The following is a 15,892-nucleotide window of genomic DNA, read 5'->3' as shown; positions in this document are numbered from 1 at the left end:
TCAGATCAGATGATTGCGCTGGGCAAACTTGGATAAGTGCACCACCGACGACATGCGTAACTTCTCCTTGAGCCGAGTCTTGTAGGTGCTGATGGTCTTGTGGCTCAGCAACATGTCCTCGGCGATTTCCTTGTTGCTCAGGCCCAGGGCCAGCTTCTGCAGCACCGTCAACTCGCGATCCGAGAGGGCTTCCACCAACTCGCACTCAGTCGTTTGCAAATCATCGCGGCGCACCGAACTGGTGGGCAGGCTGGGAAAGCAGCTGTAGTTGGACATCACGGCCTTGATTGCTTTTTGCAGTTCGTCCAGCTCACCGGTCTTGGCGACAAACCCCATGGCGCCCGCCCGCATGCAACGGGTAGAAAAAAACACCGCCAAATAGGATGTAAGCACCAGGATCTTGCATGGAAGACCCAAGGCCTTGATCCGACTGATGACCTCCAGGCCACCCAACTTGGGCATCGCCAGGTCGAGAATCACCAGGTCCGGGCGCCCTTCCCTGGCCTTCTGCACGGCATCCGCACCATTACCGGCTTCATCGATTTCAGTAAAACCTTCCTGTTTCAACAGAAATTTGACAGTGGCACGGATAAACGGGTGGTCATCCACTATTAACGCTTTGCTCATAAAAACCCCTGACAGGACAAAGTACGCTGACACATCACACGGAACCCAGCCACCTGTGAGAATTGACAGTTCCGACAAACGGTACTGCCCCTCAGCTCGCCAGAAGGCGGGTGCCTGGTCCCTTCCTTTGAAAACCACCACGAACACTTGAAGCCATATCATTGCTGCTGGAAAGCCGCAGCGATCAACCTTAGCAATGGAGTGACGTTTCATACGAAGGGATAATCCTGGCTGCGTGTAGGACCTTTCCTCACAAGAGCATAGCCAACCCTTGGCAGGTCCAGGCTTGGCTAGGGTCGATCAATCGGTGGTACTTGGGCTCCAGAAAGCCTGCACCACCAGACTCGAGGTGGAAATACGCGCCACCAGGGCGTCCAGCTCGTCACCGTCCACCGAGGTGGCGACCAGGGTGGCTTCGATCTCCACTTCTTCACTGCCAAACGATCGCACATCGACATCACTGGCCGGGTAGTTGCTACGCGCCAGCTCGGCTTCCAGCAACACCATGACCGCCTGTTGCTGGCTGCGCTGTGCAATCACATAGAGGATGTTGGTCACCTCCGCCGACACCACATCCAGCGGCTGGCGGTTGATGTTATTGACGATCGGCCGCAGCAACGTGTTCGCCGCCAGCACAAACAGCGTGCCCAGCAGCGCTTCGAGGATCAGGTCGGCACCGGCACAGGCGCCCACCGCCGCCGAGGCCCAGAGGGTGGCGGCGGTGTTGAGCCCGCGCACATTGCCCTCTTCGCGCATGATCACACCGGCCCCCAGAAAGCCGATGCCCGACACCACATACGCGACCACCCGCACCGCGCCTTCCGCGCCGCCCAGGCGGTTGGCCATGTCGACGAAAATCGCCGCGCCCACTGCGACCAGCACGTTGGTGCGCAAGCCCGCCGTGCGCTGGCGGTACTGGCGCTCGAAGCCGATCAAGCCACCGAGGATAAACGCCGCGGTAAGGCTGACCACGGTATCGATCAGGGAGTTGAGGTTGATGTTGTTGATTGCCTGCATAAAAAACTCCATGAATGCTGCGGCAAATTGAAACCACCCCTGGACCCGCAGGGAACCGGGTCCAGGAGCGTTTGATAGCGCGTGTTATTGCCAGCCAAACTTGCGGATGTAGTAACCCTTCACCGCCTGGGTCAACGCCATGTACGCCAACAGAATCACCGGCAGGAACACAAAGTACAGCGACGGCAGCGCCTGCAGTTTGAAGTAGTGCGCCAGCGGCCCCATCGGCAGGAAAATCCCCACGGCCATGATCACCCCCGTCATCACCATCAACGGCATCGCCGCACGGCTTTGCAGGAATGGGATTTTCGGGGTGCGGATCATGTGCACGATCAGCGTCTGGGTCAGCAGCCCCACCACGAACCAGCCCGACTGGAACAGGGTCTGGTGGTCCGGCGTGTTGGCATCGAACACATACCACATGAGTGCGAACGTGGTGATGTCGAAGATCGAACTGATCGGCCCGAAAAACAGCATGAAACGGCCCACGTCCCCCGGTTGCCAGCGTTGCGGCTTGGCGAGCATTTCTTCATCGACGTGATCGAATGGAATCGCGATCTGCGAAATGTCGTACAACAGGTTTTGCACCAGCAGGTGCATGGGCAGCATCGGCAGGAACGGAATGAACGCACTGGCGACCAACACCGAAAACACGTTGCCGAAGTTGGAGCTGGCGGTCATCTTGATGTACTTGAGCATGTTGGCGAAGGTGCGCCGGCCTTCGAGCACGCCCTCCTCCAGGATCATCAGGCTCTTTTCCAACAGGATGATGTCAGCCGCTTCCTTGGCGATGTCCACCGCACTGTCCACTGAAATACCGATATCGGCAGTGCGCAGCGCGGGTGCGTCGTTGATCCCGTCGCCCATGAAGCCCACCACATGGCCGTTGGCCTTGAGCAAGCGCACGATGCGCTCCTTGTGCGACGGCGTCAGCCTGGCGAACACGTTGGTGGTTTCCACGGCCTTGGCCAACTCGGCGTCGGTCATGTCCTCGATGTCGTTGCCCATCAGCAGACCTTGCTGCTCCAGGCCCACTTCGCGGCAGATCTTGGCGGTGACCAGTTCGTTATCGCCCGTCAGCACTTTGACGGTCACGCCGTGGGCTTTCAGAGCCTTGAGGGCAGGCGCGGTGCTTTCCTTCGGTGGATCGAGGAAGGCGACGTAACCGATCAGCGTCAGGTTGTTTTCATCTGCCAGGCTGTAGGTATCGCGCCCGTCGGACATCGGCTGCGCGGCGACCGCGACCACCCGCAAGCCTTCTTCGTTGAAGGCCGCGGTCACTTGGCGGATGCGCGCCAGCAACTCATCGGTCAGCGCTTCATTGGTGTCGCCGTGGCGCACCCGGCCGCACACCGACAAAATCTCCTCCACCGCGCCTTTACAGATCAACAGGTGCGGCTGGCCTTGCTCGGCCACCACCACCGACATCCGGCGACGGTTGAAGTCGAACGGAATCTCATCGACCTTCTGGAACGCGGTGGCGACTTTCAGCTCGCGATGCACCTCCACATGCTCCAGCACCGCCACGTCCAGCAGGTTTTTCAGGCCGGTCTGGTAGTAACTGTTGAGGTAGGCCATTTCCAGCACGTCGTCGGATTCTTCGCCCCACACGTCCACATGGCGCGCCAGGAAAATCTTGTCCTGGGTCAGCGTGCCGGTCTTGTCCGTACACAGCACGTCCATGGCACCGAAGTTCTGGATCGCGTCCAGGCGCTTGACGATGACCTTCTTGCGCGACAGAAACACCGCGCCCTTGGCCAACGTCGAGGTGACGATCATCGGCAACATTTCCGGGGTCAGGCCCACGGCAATCGACAGCGCGAACAGCAGCGCTTCGGTCCAGTCGCCCTTGGTGAAACCGTTGATGAACAGCACCAGCGGTGCCATCACGAACATGAAGCGGATCAGCAGCCAGCTGACTTTGTTGACGCCCTGCTGGAACGAGGTGGTTGCACGGTCAGTGGCGGTGACACGCTGGGCCAACGCGCCGAAATAGGTGCTGTTGCCGGTGGTCAGGATCACCGCCGTCGCCGCGCCGGACACCACGTTGGTGCCCATGAACAGGATGTTTTCCAGGTCCAGCGGGTTGCGCGTCTTGGCGTCCTGCTGCTGGGCGAACTTCTCCACCGGCATCGATTCGCCGGTCATTGCCGCCTGGCTGACGAACAGGTCCTTGGCGTTGAGCACGCGGCAGTCGGCGGGGATCATGTCGCCGGCCGACAGCACGACCAGGTCGCCCGGCACCAGTTGCTTGATCGGCAGTTCGATGGGTTTGCCTACCTCGCGACGCAACACCGTCGCGGTGTTGCTTACCATGGCCTTGAGCGCATCGGCAGCCTTGTTCGACTTGGCCTCCTGCCAGAACCGCAGCAGGGTCGACAGCACCACCATGGAAAAAATCACCGTGGCGGCCTTCATGTCTTCGGTCAGCCAGGAGATTACCGCCAGCAAGGTCAGCAGCAGGTTGAAGGGGTTTTTGTAGCAGTGCCACACATGCACCCACCAGGGCAGCGGCTGCTCATGCTCGACTTCGTTGAGGCCGTATTGCTCCCGCAGCGCGTCGGCTTCCTGGGCGTTCAAGCCTTCGGCATGACTGCCCAGGGTGCCCAGCAGTTGCTCCGCGCTACTGTTGGCGGCGACCACCAGGGTCTGTGCCAGAGTCGGCGGGACTTCGCGGCTGACGCTGGCGTCGGTGACGCTGTCGAGCAGTGCCAGGCGACGGAAATGCCGGGCGATATGCCGGGTCCGTAGGAAGCCGGCGAAGAACTCTTTCAACAGAGTGAAGTTCATGGTGTTACTCCTGCGCGAGGAAACCGTCGTGCAGGTACGGCCAGCTAAACCGCGCCCGATTAAGAAGGCACAGCCAGCCGGGCCCGCCTGCCGCAAAAAGGCAGGCGCGTCCGTAGCAGCCTGAGGTGAGTCAGGTGCTGGTCAGCGTCGATGAGAGGGGATCAAGACAGGCGCCAGAACTGGTCGCCGCCGGGATGCCGCTTCTCGCTGTTTGGCGAGACAACGGCATCGGAACAATGCGCGTTACCTTGCCAAGTCTGTGCCGGTTACCGAAACCGGCCGACAACTGTCACTTGAACAAGTACCCACTGAGGGTCTCCGCTATTGATGAAAACGCGCGAAGCTTACGCCCCGACTACAGGAGAGTAAACCGCAGGAAAGTACCTACATCATGAATAGGAGAATTCTTCAGGATGGGTTCAGGAACCCCTATCTTGAAGCCCTCCGACGCTTAAATGTGGGAGGGAGCTTGCTCCCGATGGCGATGGTGCAGCTAGAGATAAGCTAACTGCCCCACCGCCATCGGGAGCAAGTCGAGTCGTCGCACCGCCCCTCCCACAGGTTGAATGTGTCTATCCGCAGCTAAGGTGCAACAGGTCGATCTCGCGGCACCCGTATCAGGTAATCATCCACCTGCCCACCCACCAGCGCCTTGACCTGAATCGACACCGTATTCAGCTGTCGCCCCATCCTGATCCCCTCGCGAATACGCACCGGCACATACCCCAGTTTCGGCCAGAAGCGCTCGGCCTTGCGATTACCGACCACCACCGTCAGGCGCAGCCACTCGGCACCCTGCGTGACGGCCCATGCTTCGAGGTCGGCGTGCAACCGTTGCGCCAGCCCGCTGCCATGCAGGCGCGTATCCACCAGCAGTAAGCCGATATGCCACACCCCGCTCGCGAGCATATCCGCCGCGATATTCACCACGGCCACCAGTTGCTGTTCGCTGTCGCGATAGCCCAGCCAATACATCCGGCGGCAACTCCAGCCGGCCGGCAACTGGCCCTGTAATTCGTCCCGAGCTTCGGTCGACGTGGCCGGTTCGCCATTCACCGCCAGGAAGTAACTCGGCGACCGCTCAAAAAAATCCTGCAGCTCGGCTTCATCAGCGTCCAGCAGCTCAACCACCGCGACGCCCTCGATGGAACAGCCAGGTAACGCGTGCAAATCAACGTCCATGTTCAGCCGCCCTCAATCATCGCGCGTCAGCACTTCCAGCAATTCAATTTCAAAGCGCAAAGGGCTGTTGGGCTTGATATGCGCGCCCATCGAGCGCTCGCCATACGCCAGGTGCGCCGGCACGAACAATGTGCGCACGCCGCCAACTTGCATGCCCATTAACCCCAGATCCCAGCCCTTGATCACCCGACCCGTTCCAATCACACACTGAAACGGCTTGCCCCGCTCCCAAGACGAATCGAACACCGTGCCGTCTTCCAGGGTGCCGGTGTATTGGGTGGTGATCAACGCACCCTTGACCACGGCCTTGCCGGTGCCGGGGCGGATGTCGGTGATCTGGAGTTGTTCGTCGCTCATGGGGGGCTCTCGTTGACTGCGCAAAGGCTGGGTTTTCCCAGAATCAGCGGGGTTTGGCAAGTGTAGGAAGCGTCAGATCAATGACATTTCTCTTTAACCTGCGGGGCGTTTCCGCCGGCTGGGCAGCACCTCGCGCACAGGCGCTATTTCGAGATCGCACTCGGTGAATATAATCGGGGGGGCGGTGAATTGATCACTGGAGTGCATGCAGCCGCGCTGCACCGGCGGCACGCGTTGTGATGAGGGATGATTGCCTCACCACAACAAAAGCAATCACCGCCTCAAAGCTCAAGGCCGGACAGTAAGGTTTTGTCGCGAGAGAGCAGACCTAGTGTCTGCAACACGTCATTGACGGCGCCGACAACGCCCACATTTTTAGGCTGGGGCTTCCCATCGACAACATCCTTCAACGCTGTCAAAAACTCCACCCGGCCCGAATCGACCTTATCGGACTTGCTGTCCTTGGGTGAGATACGGCCCTGGACAGTATTAATCTCTTTATCAAGGTAAGCGCTAAATTCAGACTTTTTCATTGCCAGTTTCCTTCTTCAACAATCCGTGAGGGCACACGCAGCAGCTTAAGAAGCTCACTGCATCTTGCCTACTGTCAGAGTTCACAGGTCTGTACCAGTTGCCGGGTGTCGTTCTCACAACCAATGCCAGTGCGTGTCGATCCAATTTCGCAGGGACCGAAAGACCTGACCTCTCTCCACGAATAGGGGCAGCGAACTATCAAGAGCCCACTGACACCTCAACCGGAAGCGCCCGATTTTCTCTCGCCCGTCAGATCACCTCTTATGGAGCGCCAGCCACTCCGGCGGTATCCACCCAAAGAGGTCACCCGCAATGAACCAAACCACAAGCCCTGTACGTGTTTCTGTCGTGCAATTCGATCCCCAGGTCGGCGTGGACCACCGTGCCGCAAACCTGCGAGGCAGCCTGGAGCTGGCAGCCGAGGCGGCGAACGGCGGCGCCAATCTGATCGTGCTGCCGGAGCTTTCCAACTGCGGTTACTTCTTTTCCTGTCGCAAAGATGCCTTCGATCACGCCGAAGCAGTGCCGGGCGGGTCGAGTATGCGGGCATGGATCGACTTTGCCCGCAGGTACCAGGTCTATCTGGTGGCGGGCCTGAGCGAAATCGACGGCATGCAATTATTCAATACGGCGGTGCTGCTCGGCCCGGATGGTTTTATCGGCAAGTACCGCAAGGCCCATTTATGGAACCTCGAGAAGCTGTGGTTCACCCCTGGAAACACCGGCTTTCCAGTCTTTGAGACACCCATCGGGCGGATCGGCATGCTGATCTGCTGGGACATCTGGTTCCCCGAAGTGCCGCGCATTCTGAGCCAGCAAGGTGCCGATATCATTTGCAGCCTGAACAACTGGGTTTGGACGCCGCCCCCATTGTTCGACGACGCCGGCAAGTGCATGGCGTCTTACCTGACGATGACGGCTGCGCACGTCAATAACGTGTTTATCGCCGCCGCCAGCCGAATCGGCGAAGAACGCGATGCCCGTTACCTGGGGTGTTCGTTGATTGCCGGGACCAATGGGTGGCCGATCGGCAAGGTGGCGTCGGCCAATCGTCAGGAGATTCTGTTCGCCGATATCGACCTGAGCAGCGCGCGCAGTGCGCCCATCTGGAACAGCCTCAATGATCTGCAAAGGGATCGGCGGGTTGACCTGTACGATCAGATGCTGGGCTACATGCAGCATCGTGCATTACCGCGTTGAGCACGACTGGCCTCACAACCAATGCCAAAACCGGCTCCAAAACCCGCGCCCCAAGTCATTCTTGCAACCCGCATATTGCTGCGCATACAACTGCGAGCGGGCCTGCACCTTGCTGGCCACGGGCGGTAGCCAGGCTTTGCCGGCGTAGGTGCGCTGGCGATAGCCGCCCCAGCCTTCGTGGTAATTCAGGTATTGGCCGTAGGCGTCGTACTTGTACACACCGTTGAGGGTGTAGGTCTTGTCCATGTACCAACCGACGAAGTCGATGGCGTCGTCGAAGTCCTGGCGACTGGCCCCGCTGCGGCCGGTGCTTTTGCGGTAGTCGTTCCACACTTCATCCTTGGCCTGGGCGTAGCCGGCGGCGGTGGAGACGCGGCCCCAGGGGATGATCCACAACAGGTAGTTGCGCGGGGCCTTGGCGTCCTGCCGGAAGGCCGACTCCTGGTACATGATGGCGAACGGCAACTGGATCGGCACACCCCAGCGCTTTTGGGTGACTTGGGCGGCGTCGTACCAGTCCGCCTTTTCGCGAAAGATGCCGCAGAGGTCGTTGGGCGTGCGTGGCGGCGAGGTGCCGCAGGCCGCCAGTAGAGAAGTGAGTATTAACAATCCGACGGCTTTGCCTGCGCTCAAGATGCACCTTTGCGGGATACGCTAAAAAGGCCGGCATCTTACGCCTTCAATGCGGCCGGTGGAAAAACAGCCTCGCCAACGTGTGCCAGGTCGCACGGCACAATTGCTCTGCACTATCCCAAAGCCCGGGTGTCGTAACTCCCATGCGCCCATTCCCCGGAGAAACCATGAGCCAGGACGTCCTCGCCAAAGAAACCAATCGCCGCCAATTGCAGCAAATCATCTCCGGGTTGTCCGACGGAGTGATCTTGGCCGAGCTCGACCAGACCATCCTCTGGGCCAACGAAGCCGCGCTGAGCATGCACGGGGTCAGCGCGGTCGAGCACCTGGGCGCGAACAATCAGGCGTATGCCGAGCGGTTCGCCCTGCGCTATCGCAATAACCACCCGCTGTTGCTGGACAGCTACCCCCTCAGCCGTTTGGCGGCCGGCGAAGCGTTCAGCGACGTGGTCGTGGAAGTCACGTCCACCGGCGACGGCGAGCGCAGTTGGGTCCATCGCCTACGCAGCCTGGTGCTGACCGATTCACGCGGTGAACCGGAGTTGCTGGTGTTGATCCTCAGCGACGCCACCGAATGGGCGAGCGCCGAGCAGCGCTTCGAGAAGACGTTCAACGCCAACCCCGCCCCCGCCGTGATCTGCCGCCTCAGCGACCTGCGCTACATCAAGGTCAACCAGGGCTTTCTGGAGATGACCGGCTTCAACCGCGACCAGGTGATCGGCCGTTCGGTGTACGAACTCGACGTACTGGAACACGCCGAGCGCAAGGACCTGGCCATCCAGCGCCTGGCCGAAGGTGCAACCATCCCGCAGATGCAGGCCGAATTGAGATTGCCCGAGGGCGGCAGCAAGTTGGTGATCGTGGCCGGCCAGCCGTTGGACATGAACGAGGAAGACTGCATGTTGTTTTCCTTCACCGACCTGGAACCTAGGCGCAAGGCGGAAATCGCCCTGCGCCAGAGTGAGGAGCGCTTCGCCAAGTCGTTCCGCCTTTCGCCCGTGCCGACCCTGGTGTGCAGCGCCGCCAACCAGCAAGTACTGGATATCAACGAAGCCTTCATGAACATGACCGGCTACACCAGCGAAGAGCTGATCGGCAAAGCCATCGAAGACATCAACTTCATCGACAGCGCCCAGGCCTGCGCGCAGTTGTTCGCCACCCTGGAAAAAGCCGGCAACCTCGACGGGCTGGATCTGAAGGTGCGCAAGAAAGGCGATGAGGTGATCGACTGCGTGGTGTCCGCCGATACCGTAAGCATCCAGGATGTGCCCTGCTACCTGCTGGTATTGATGAACATCACCGAACGCAAACGCTCGGAACTGGAGCTGGTGGCGGCCATCGAGGAAGTGATGCAGGACGCCTCCTGGTTCAGCCAGACCCTGATCGAAAAACTGGCCAACGCCAAAAGCGTCAACCGCCCCAACGTGCCGGGCATTGCCTTCACCGACCTCACCGCGCGCGAGCGCGATGTACTGGGTTTGATTTGCGAAGGCCTGGCCGACAAAGAGATCGCCTCGCGCCTGAAGCTGGCACCCAACACGGTGCGCAACCATGTGGCCACGGTGTATTCAAAACTGGGGGTGCATAGCCGTAGCGCGGCGATCGTCTGGGCCCGTGAACGCGGGCTGTTCGCCGGTGAATTGCGCCTTAAAAACAAACGTTGAACGTGCAAATGCACTAGTGCCGCTAGTGCGAATTCGCCTTATTGCGCGTGGGCGTAATGCTTAACCTTCCGGAGGTGGACACAGGGTTTAGAGGCTGTGTCGTCCTACTCGACACCCGGAAGGAATTAGCATGTTTACCCTGTCTCAACTGCGAAATTGCATCGAAGAAGGCCTGTCGCCGCTGACCTGCGAATTCACCCTGTGCCGCGACGCCTCGCTGACCCTCAAAGTCTTCGACGCCGAAACCGGCCGCGTCGACCTGGTAGTGACCGGGATCAGCACCAAACGGCTGCAGACCCCGCAAGAAGTGGACAAGATGGTCGAAGAATTACGCTACGAGCTGCAGAGCAACCACCTGGGCAAACTCACCCTGGATGACTTGCCTTCAGCCTCGCACCCATGAAATAGAACACCCCACCGCCGATGATAAACGCCCCCAGCATGTAGAACATGAACGGAGCCGGCTGACTGGCCAACACCAGCCCGCACAGCACCGGCCCCAGCGCGGCGCCGAGGTTGGACAGGTTCTGCGCCCCGTAATACATGCCACGCAGGTGGTCCGGGGCAATGCGGTCGATAAACATATACTCGGCCGGGAACACGACGATTTCCCCCACGGTGAACACCGCCATCGCCAGCACCCACCACAGCACGCTGGTGGACAGCGCAAAGCCGATCAACCCCAGCATGAACATGCTCAAGCCGAAGATCAGCCACTGGCTCAAGTAACGGTGCGAGATGCGGCGGCCAATCACGTATTGCAGGGCAATCACCAACACGGCGTTGGTCGTAAGTACGGCGCTGATGACCTTGTAGGTGTATTCAGCAGTGGTGGTGGTCACCAGGTATTGCGACAGATACGCCGTGAACTGGCCGAACACCACCGCGCTAAGCAAGCCACCAACGGTGAAGCACACCAGCCGCCGATCCTTTAACAACACGCGGCCGACGGCCAGGAACGACACCGGCTTTTGCGTGGTATCGACAGTCGCCAGCGCACGATCGCCCCAGCGCCAGTACACCAGGAAAAACCCCGCCCCCAACAGCGCCGAGAGCATAAACGGCAAGCTGATATCCAGCTTGGCCACCATCGCGCCAAAGAACGGCCCCAGCGCATAGCCGATATTGGTCAGGGTGTACTTGATCGAAAACACTTCACTGCGCGCGTCTTCCGGCAGGAGGCTGGCAAAGCCGGCTTTGATCGCAATATCGATGACCGCGTAAGCCAGGTTGATCAGGATCAGGCAGCCATAGAACGCCCAGATATTCTGCGCGAGCACCGTGCCGATAAAGCCCACCATAAACAGCGCACTCAAGCCCAGCAGCAACCGATAGCTGCTGATGCGATCGACGAGAAACCCGCCGTACACGCTGAGCAACGAGCCGACGATCAGCGAACTGCCGATCACCAGGCCGACTTGGGTGATGTCCAGGGCAAAGTGACGGGTGAGGTAGATAACCAGGTATGGAAAGGTGATCGCCTTGGCCAGCGTCAGCATCAACGTGGCCGACAGCAACAGGTTCACGGTGCGGGGGTAGTGTCTTAGGGTGGCAAGCATCCTGCTCTCATTCCATGAAGGTAACGCGACCATTGCAGCCGGTTACCTTACCTCAGGAACCTGAAAAAAAGCAGGCGTTGCCATCGTGAAAATATTCATGTAGTTTTTCATGAAATTTAACGAAATAAATTTCATGAGCCAACAAGAAGAACTCGAAGCCCTCGCGATCCTGATCCACGACCTGCGCAAGTACAAGAAACTCACCCTCGCGCAATTGGCGCAAAAGATCGAGCGCTCGGTGGGTTTCCTGTCTCAGGTCGAGCGTGGCCTGTCACGCCCGACCGTGGCGGACCTGACCGCCATCAGTCACGCCCTTGACGTACCCACCACCTATTTCTACAGCCTGAGCAAGCCCAAGGCCATCAACTGGGTGACGCGCCCCAACGAGCGGCGCACGGTGTATTACGCCAATGGCATCACCGACATCCTGGTCTCCCCCAACATGAACGGTGCGTTTTCGATGCTCGACAGCCTGCTGGCCCCCGGCGCCAACAGCGGTGAGCAGACCATGAGCGACCGCGCCGAACAGGCCGGGTTTGTGCTGGAGGGCGAGCTGACGCTGTGGGTGGAAGGGGAAGCCGATTCGGTCACCCTGCGCCAGGGCGACAGCTTCCACCTGGCCAGTTTCGCCCGCTGCCGCTACGCCAACCTGACCGAACTGCCCGCCCGCGTGCTGTGGGTTTACAACTAGGAGCTACACCCGTGAAAAGCCATTCCTCCACGCTGCTGGCCGAAGTACGGAGCTTTCGCCAGAACCACCCCGACGTGCGTTACGTTGACCTGATCGCCCTGGACATCCCCGGGCATTTCTACGGCAAGCGCTACCCAGTGGAGATGCTGGAAAAAGTCGCCGCCGGCGGCCCGTTGAAGCTGCCGCAGAACGCCGTGCTGCTGGGGGTTCAGGGCGGGCTGTTCAAGATCGGCGATTACTGTTTCAACGACGGCGACCCCGATGCCAACCGCCGCCTGGTGCCCGGCACACTCATGCCGGTGAGCTGGGAATCGCAGCCACTGGGCCAGATGCTGATCACCTCGGACGGCACCGAAGCGCCTATCGAATTCGAACCGCGAGAAGTATTGGCCAAAGTCCTGGAACGCCTGCACCACAAGGGCATTCATCCGGTGGTGGCCTTCGAACTGGAGTTTTACCTGTTCGACAAGAAGCTCGACAACGGCCTGCCGCAATTCGCCCGCGACCCGTTGAGTGAAGACGCCGACGACCAGCCCAACCTGCATATCGAGCGACTGTCGCGCTTCAGCGAGGTGCTCGACGATATGGCACAAACCGCCAAGGACCAAGGCATCGACATCACGGTGATCACCGCCGAACTCGGCCCCGGCCAGTTCGAGATCAACTTCGGCCACTTGGACGATGGCCTGCGCGCCGCCGACTGGGCCGCCCTGTTCTGCCGCAGCACCCGTGGCGTTGCGCTCAAGCACGGCTACCGCGCCAGCTTCATGGCCAAGCCCTACCTGCAATTCCCCGGCAGCGGCATGCACGTGCATGTCAGCCTGTACGACGGCGCCGGCAACAACTTGCTCGCCGCCCATCAACAGCAGCCCCTGCGCCACGCCGTGGCCGGTTGCCTGGAGCTGCTGCCGCATTGCATGCCGATCTTCTCGCCGAACCACAACGCCTTCCGCCGCCTGGGCGGTACGGTCAACGCCGCCACCCGTGCGAGCTGGGGCTTTGAAGACCGCGATGCGTGCGTGCGCATCCCGGAATCCGACCCGCGCAACCTGCGCATCGAACACCGCCTGGCCAGCGCCGATGCCAACCCCTATCTGGTGTTGGCGGCGATTCTGGCGGGGTTGGAGCACGGGCTTGAAGCCCAGCGCGAACCCATCGCCCCACTGAACGACGACCGCAACAGCGGCACCGACTTCCCCCTGGAAATGCTCGAAGCCGTGCGCGCCATGCAACATCAAGCGGTATTGCGCGATAAGCTGGGCGCAGAATTTGTCGACGTGTACTGCGAGAACAAACGCCAGGACCACTTGGCGTTTCAACAGGAGATCAACACGCGGGAATACCGCTGGTTTCTCTAACCCCCCCTGGAATCACCGATGACCGACCAAAGCGCCCCGGCCCTCAAGGAAATCTTCAACCTCGAACGCCTGCAACACATTGCCACCGAGATGACGGCGGTGTACCCGGCGTTCGACGCCACGGGGTTTCTCAAGCACGCCAAGGCCGGGCTGGCCGAGTTGTCGGTGATGCAGCGCATGGCGCGGGTCAGCGACAGCCTGCATGCGGTGATCCCGCTGGATTACCCGCAGACCCTCAAGCTGCTCTATGCGCTCGCACCGCGCTTGAACAGCGGGTTTGTCAGCCTGTTCCTGCCACACTACGTGGCAAGTCATGGCCGGGATGACTTCAAGCGTTCCATGGCTGCGCTCAAATACTTCACGACCTTTGGTTCCTCCGAATTCGCGATCCGGCACTTCTTGCTGCACGACTTCGAGCGCACCCTGGCGGTGATGCAAGAGTGGGCGCTGGATGACAACGAACACGTGCGCCGTCTCGCCAGCGAAGGCTCGCGACCGCGACTGCCGTGGTCATTTCGCCTGGCCGACGTGCAGGCCAACCCCGAGCTATGCGCGTCGATCCTCGACAGCCTCAAGGCCGACAGCAGCCTCTATGTGCGCAAGTCCGTGGCCAACCACCTCAACGACATCACCAAGGACCACCCCGATTGGGTGCTCAGCCGGATCGAAGGCTGGTCGCTGGATAACCCGCACACTGCGTGGATCGCCCGCCATGCGCTGCGCAGCCTGATCAAGCAAGGCAACACCCGCGCGCTGACGATCATCGGCGCAGGAGCCAAGGCCGAGGTCAAGATTCATCACCTGCGCGTCACCCCGGCGGTGATCAAACTGGGGGAGCGGATCAACCTGACCTTCAGCCTCGAATCCACCGCCGCTGCGCCACAGAAACTGGTGGTGGACTACGCCATCGACTATGTAAAAAGCGCCGGCCACAGCGCGGCCAAAGTGTTCAAACTCAAGGCCTTTACCCTTGGCGCAGGCGAGCACCAGCGCATCAGCCGCGAACAACATATCCGTGAACTGACCACGCGCAAACATTACCCCGGCAAGCACGCGGTGCATGTGCTGGTAAACGGCGAACGGCTGGGCAGTGCGGAATTCGAACTGCGCGATTGACTCAGTTCAAGCAACACCACATTTGGATCTCCATAGATCAGATAGACCCTGATCTGCTTTTGCTCTTGCTTGGCCTTATAGCCGACCTGATCTTGGAAGCTGAACCAGGTCAAAAATGTGGGAGGGGGCTTGCCCCCGATAGCGGTGCTTCAGTCATGCATGTTTTGGCTGACACACGGCTATCGGCGGGCAAGCCCCCTCCCACATTTTTGATCCGGTTTCTTCAGGTGGACTCGCCGAGCAACAGTGGCTGCTCGCGCGCGCACAACTCCACCACGTAATCCCACAGCACCCGCAGCCGCACCGACTTGTGCAATTCCCTGCGCGAGCTGATCCAATAACTGCGCTGAATCCCCTCCCCCGGCAGCAACGACACCAAGTCCGGGTCACTGGCCGCCATAAAGCACGGCAACACAGCAATCCCCAGGCCGGAACGCGCCGCCTGGTGCTGGGCGATCACGCTGGTGCTGTGGAACACCACCTTGGGGTTGCGACAGAAACTGCTGAGGAATTTCAGTTCCTGGCTGAACAGCAGGTCGTCGACGTAATCGATCCAGGCATGGCCGGCAAGGTCTTCACGTTTTTCAATCGGCGGGTTACGCGCCAGATAAGCGCGGCTGGCATAGAGCGCCAGGCGGTAGTCGGTGAGTTTGCGCGTGACCAGTTGATCGACGCTGGGGCGTTCGAGGTGGATGCTGATCTCGGCTTCGCGGTTGAGGATGCTGACGAAGCGCGGCACGGCCACCAGTTCCACTTCCAACCCCGGGTAGCGCTCAAACAGCCCGCCCATGCGGCTGGCGAGGAACATCACGCCCAGCCCTTCGGCCACGCCCAGGCGGATCTTGCCCAGGGGCGCGGCGGTGTGGGTCAGTTCGTCTTCAGCCAGCAGCGCGACGTTTTCCATGGCTTCGGCATGTTTAAGCAGAGCCTCACCGGACGGCGTCAACTCATAGCCGTGGGCGTGCTGCACGAACAACGCGGTGCCGAGGCTTTTCTCGATGGCCTCGATATGCCGCGCCACGGTGGCGTGGGTGGTTTTCAGACGGTGCGCGGCGGTGAGCAGGCGGCCGCTGCGCTGCAACTCGAGAAAATACCGCAGGTCATTCCAGTCGAACATAGCGCCTCCAATCCGTGAGCCTGGGCCGCGCTGTTTAAAAACGCACA

15 protein-coding genes are annotated in these 15,892 nt (G+C 60.3%); 6 read left to right on the top strand and 9 right to left on the bottom strand.

Features of this window, described 5'->3' with window-relative positions; translation table 11 throughout:
* From J2Y83_RS09410 to J2Y83_RS09385, 6 genes are all read right to left on the bottom strand, one after another.
* Positions 1 to 627 carry a response regulator transcription factor gene (locus J2Y83_RS09410; RefSeq protein ID WP_253394688.1) on the bottom strand — a complete coding sequence of 209 codons (627 nt, stop codon included), beginning with the start codon at positions 625 to 627 and terminating at the stop codon, positions 1 to 3.
* 300 nt (positions 628 to 927) lie between these two features.
* On the bottom strand, positions 928 to 1,644 hold the full coding sequence (locus J2Y83_RS09405) for an MgtC/SapB family protein (RefSeq protein ID WP_253394687.1): 717 nt from the start codon (positions 1,642 to 1,644) through the stop codon (positions 928 to 930).
* Positions 1,645 to 1,728: 84 nt separating this feature from the next.
* The gene (mgtA, locus tag J2Y83_RS09400; RefSeq protein ID WP_253394686.1) at positions 1,729 to 4,434 is read right to left on the bottom strand and encodes a magnesium-translocating P-type ATPase; all 2,706 of its coding nucleotides are present in this window, start codon (positions 4,432 to 4,434) and stop codon (positions 1,729 to 1,731) included.
* 582 nt (positions 4,435 to 5,016) lie between these two features.
* Positions 5,017 to 5,616 carry a GNAT family N-acetyltransferase gene (locus tag J2Y83_RS09395; protein ID WP_253394685.1) on the bottom strand — a complete coding sequence of 200 codons (600 nt, stop codon included), beginning with the start codon at positions 5,614 to 5,616 and terminating at the stop codon, positions 5,017 to 5,019.
* A 12-nt stretch (positions 5,617 to 5,628) separates the two neighbouring features.
* Entirely contained in the window at positions 5,629 to 5,973 is a 345-nt protein-coding gene (locus J2Y83_RS09390; RefSeq protein WP_247398250.1) for an FKBP-type peptidyl-prolyl cis-trans isomerase, read from the bottom strand.
* 281 nt (positions 5,974 to 6,254) lie between these two features.
* A complete protein-coding gene (locus J2Y83_RS09385) occupies positions 6,255 to 6,506 on the bottom strand; it encodes a hypothetical protein (protein WP_253394684.1) in 252 nt (83 codons plus the stop codon).
* Positions 6,507 to 6,819: 313 nt separating this feature from the next.
* On the opposite strand from J2Y83_RS09385, the gene J2Y83_RS09380 reads away from it, so the two are divergent.
* The gene (locus tag J2Y83_RS09380; protein WP_253394683.1) at positions 6,820 to 7,707 is read left to right on the top strand and encodes a nitrilase family protein; all 888 of its coding nucleotides are present in this window, start codon (positions 6,820 to 6,822) and stop codon (positions 7,705 to 7,707) included.
* Between the two features lie 12 nt (positions 7,708 to 7,719).
* On the opposite strand, the gene J2Y83_RS09375 is transcribed toward J2Y83_RS09380, so the two are convergent.
* Complete coding sequence (locus J2Y83_RS09375; RefSeq protein ID WP_247398239.1) at positions 7,720 to 8,340, bottom strand: transglycosylase SLT domain-containing protein; 621 nt, start codon at positions 8,338 to 8,340, stop codon at positions 7,720 to 7,722.
* 167 nt (positions 8,341 to 8,507) lie between these two features.
* Between J2Y83_RS09375 and J2Y83_RS09370 the strand changes: the two genes are divergently transcribed.
* Entirely contained in the window at positions 8,508 to 10,004 is a 1,497-nt protein-coding gene (locus J2Y83_RS09370; protein WP_253394681.1) for a PAS domain S-box protein, read from the top strand.
* Positions 10,005 to 10,134: 130 nt separating this feature from the next.
* Positions 10,135 to 10,407, top strand: a complete 273-nt coding sequence (locus tag J2Y83_RS09365) for a DUF1652 domain-containing protein (protein WP_253394679.1) — start codon at positions 10,135 to 10,137, stop codon at positions 10,405 to 10,407.
* On the opposite strand, the gene J2Y83_RS09360 is transcribed toward J2Y83_RS09365, so the two are convergent.
* On the bottom strand, positions 10,370 to 11,563 hold the full coding sequence (locus J2Y83_RS09360) for an MFS transporter (protein ID WP_253394678.1): 1,194 nt from the start codon (positions 11,561 to 11,563) through the stop codon (positions 10,370 to 10,372). The genes J2Y83_RS09365 and J2Y83_RS09360 overlap by 38 nt on opposite strands.
* A 133-nt stretch (positions 11,564 to 11,696) precedes the next feature.
* Here J2Y83_RS09360 and J2Y83_RS09355 point away from each other — a divergent pair, with 133 nt between their 5' ends.
* From J2Y83_RS09355 to J2Y83_RS09345, 3 genes are read left to right on the top strand one after another with little or no spacing between them, the layout of a single operon-like run.
* Positions 11,697 to 12,254 (top strand): helix-turn-helix domain-containing protein, encoded by a 558-nt coding sequence (locus J2Y83_RS09355; RefSeq protein WP_253394676.1) that lies wholly within the window; start codon positions 11,697 to 11,699, stop codon positions 12,252 to 12,254.
* An 11-nt stretch (positions 12,255 to 12,265) separates the two neighbouring features.
* Positions 12,266 to 13,612: a glutamine synthetase family protein gene (locus J2Y83_RS09350; RefSeq protein ID WP_253394673.1), complete on the top strand. Its 1,347-nt coding sequence runs from the start codon at positions 12,266 to 12,268 to the stop codon at positions 13,610 to 13,612.
* An 18-nt stretch (positions 13,613 to 13,630) separates the two neighbouring features.
* Positions 13,631 to 14,728: a DNA alkylation repair protein gene (locus J2Y83_RS09345; RefSeq protein WP_253394671.1), complete on the top strand. Its 1,098-nt coding sequence runs from the start codon at positions 13,631 to 13,633 to the stop codon at positions 14,726 to 14,728.
* A 223-nt stretch (positions 14,729 to 14,951) separates the two neighbouring features.
* On the opposite strand, the gene J2Y83_RS09340 is transcribed toward J2Y83_RS09345, so the two are convergent.
* Positions 14,952 to 15,845, bottom strand: coding sequence for a LysR family transcriptional regulator (locus J2Y83_RS09340; RefSeq protein WP_253394669.1), 894 nt, complete (start codon positions 15,843 to 15,845; stop codon positions 14,952 to 14,954).
* Positions 15,846 to 15,892: the final 47 nt, after the last annotated feature.

It is taken from the genome of Pseudomonas marginalis, assembly GCF_024169655.1.
GTDB classification, from domain to species: Bacteria; Pseudomonadota; Gammaproteobacteria; order Pseudomonadales; family Pseudomonadaceae; genus Aquipseudomonas; species Aquipseudomonas paraveronii.
Note: the sequence above shows the minus strand (reverse complement) of the source record. Positions and strands in the feature narration are given on the sequence as shown.

What these genes read in the sequence shown, in the direction of transcription:
- J2Y83_RS09410 (WP_253394688.1), bottom strand. Translation starts at nt 627, where the DNA reads ATGAGCAAAGCGTTAATAGTGGATGACCACCCGTTTATCCGTGCCACT.
- J2Y83_RS09405 (WP_253394687.1), bottom strand. Translation starts at nt 1,644, where the DNA reads ATGCAGGCAATCAACAACATCAACCTCAACTCCCTGATCGATACCGTG.
- mgtA (WP_253394686.1), bottom strand. Translation starts at nt 4,434, where the DNA reads ATGAACTTCACTCTGTTGAAAGAGTTCTTCGCCGGCTTCCTACGGACC.
- J2Y83_RS09395 (WP_253394685.1), bottom strand. Translation starts at nt 5,616, where the DNA reads ATGGACGTTGATTTGCACGCGTTACCTGGCTGTTCCATCGAGGGCGTC.
- J2Y83_RS09390 (WP_247398250.1), bottom strand. Translation starts at nt 5,973, where the DNA reads ATGAGCGACGAACAACTCCAGATCACCGACATCCGCCCCGGCACCGGC.
- J2Y83_RS09385 (WP_253394684.1), bottom strand. Translation starts at nt 6,506, where the DNA reads ATGAAAAAGTCTGAATTTAGCGCTTACCTTGATAAAGAGATTAATACT.
- J2Y83_RS09380 (WP_253394683.1), top strand. Translation starts at nt 6,820, where the DNA reads ATGAACCAAACCACAAGCCCTGTACGTGTTTCTGTCGTGCAATTCGAT.
- J2Y83_RS09370 (WP_253394681.1), top strand. Translation starts at nt 8,508, where the DNA reads ATGAGCCAGGACGTCCTCGCCAAAGAAACCAATCGCCGCCAATTGCAG.
- J2Y83_RS09365 (WP_253394679.1), top strand. Translation starts at nt 10,135, where the DNA reads ATGTTTACCCTGTCTCAACTGCGAAATTGCATCGAAGAAGGCCTGTCG.
- J2Y83_RS09360 (WP_253394678.1), bottom strand. Translation starts at nt 11,563, where the DNA reads ATGCTTGCCACCCTAAGACACTACCCCCGCACCGTGAACCTGTTGCTG.
- J2Y83_RS09355 (WP_253394676.1), top strand. Translation starts at nt 11,697, where the DNA reads ATGAGCCAACAAGAAGAACTCGAAGCCCTCGCGATCCTGATCCACGAC.
- J2Y83_RS09345 (WP_253394671.1), top strand. Translation starts at nt 13,631, where the DNA reads ATGACCGACCAAAGCGCCCCGGCCCTCAAGGAAATCTTCAACCTCGAA.
- J2Y83_RS09340 (WP_253394669.1), bottom strand. Translation starts at nt 15,845, where the DNA reads ATGTTCGACTGGAATGACCTGCGGTATTTTCTCGAGTTGCAGCGCAGC.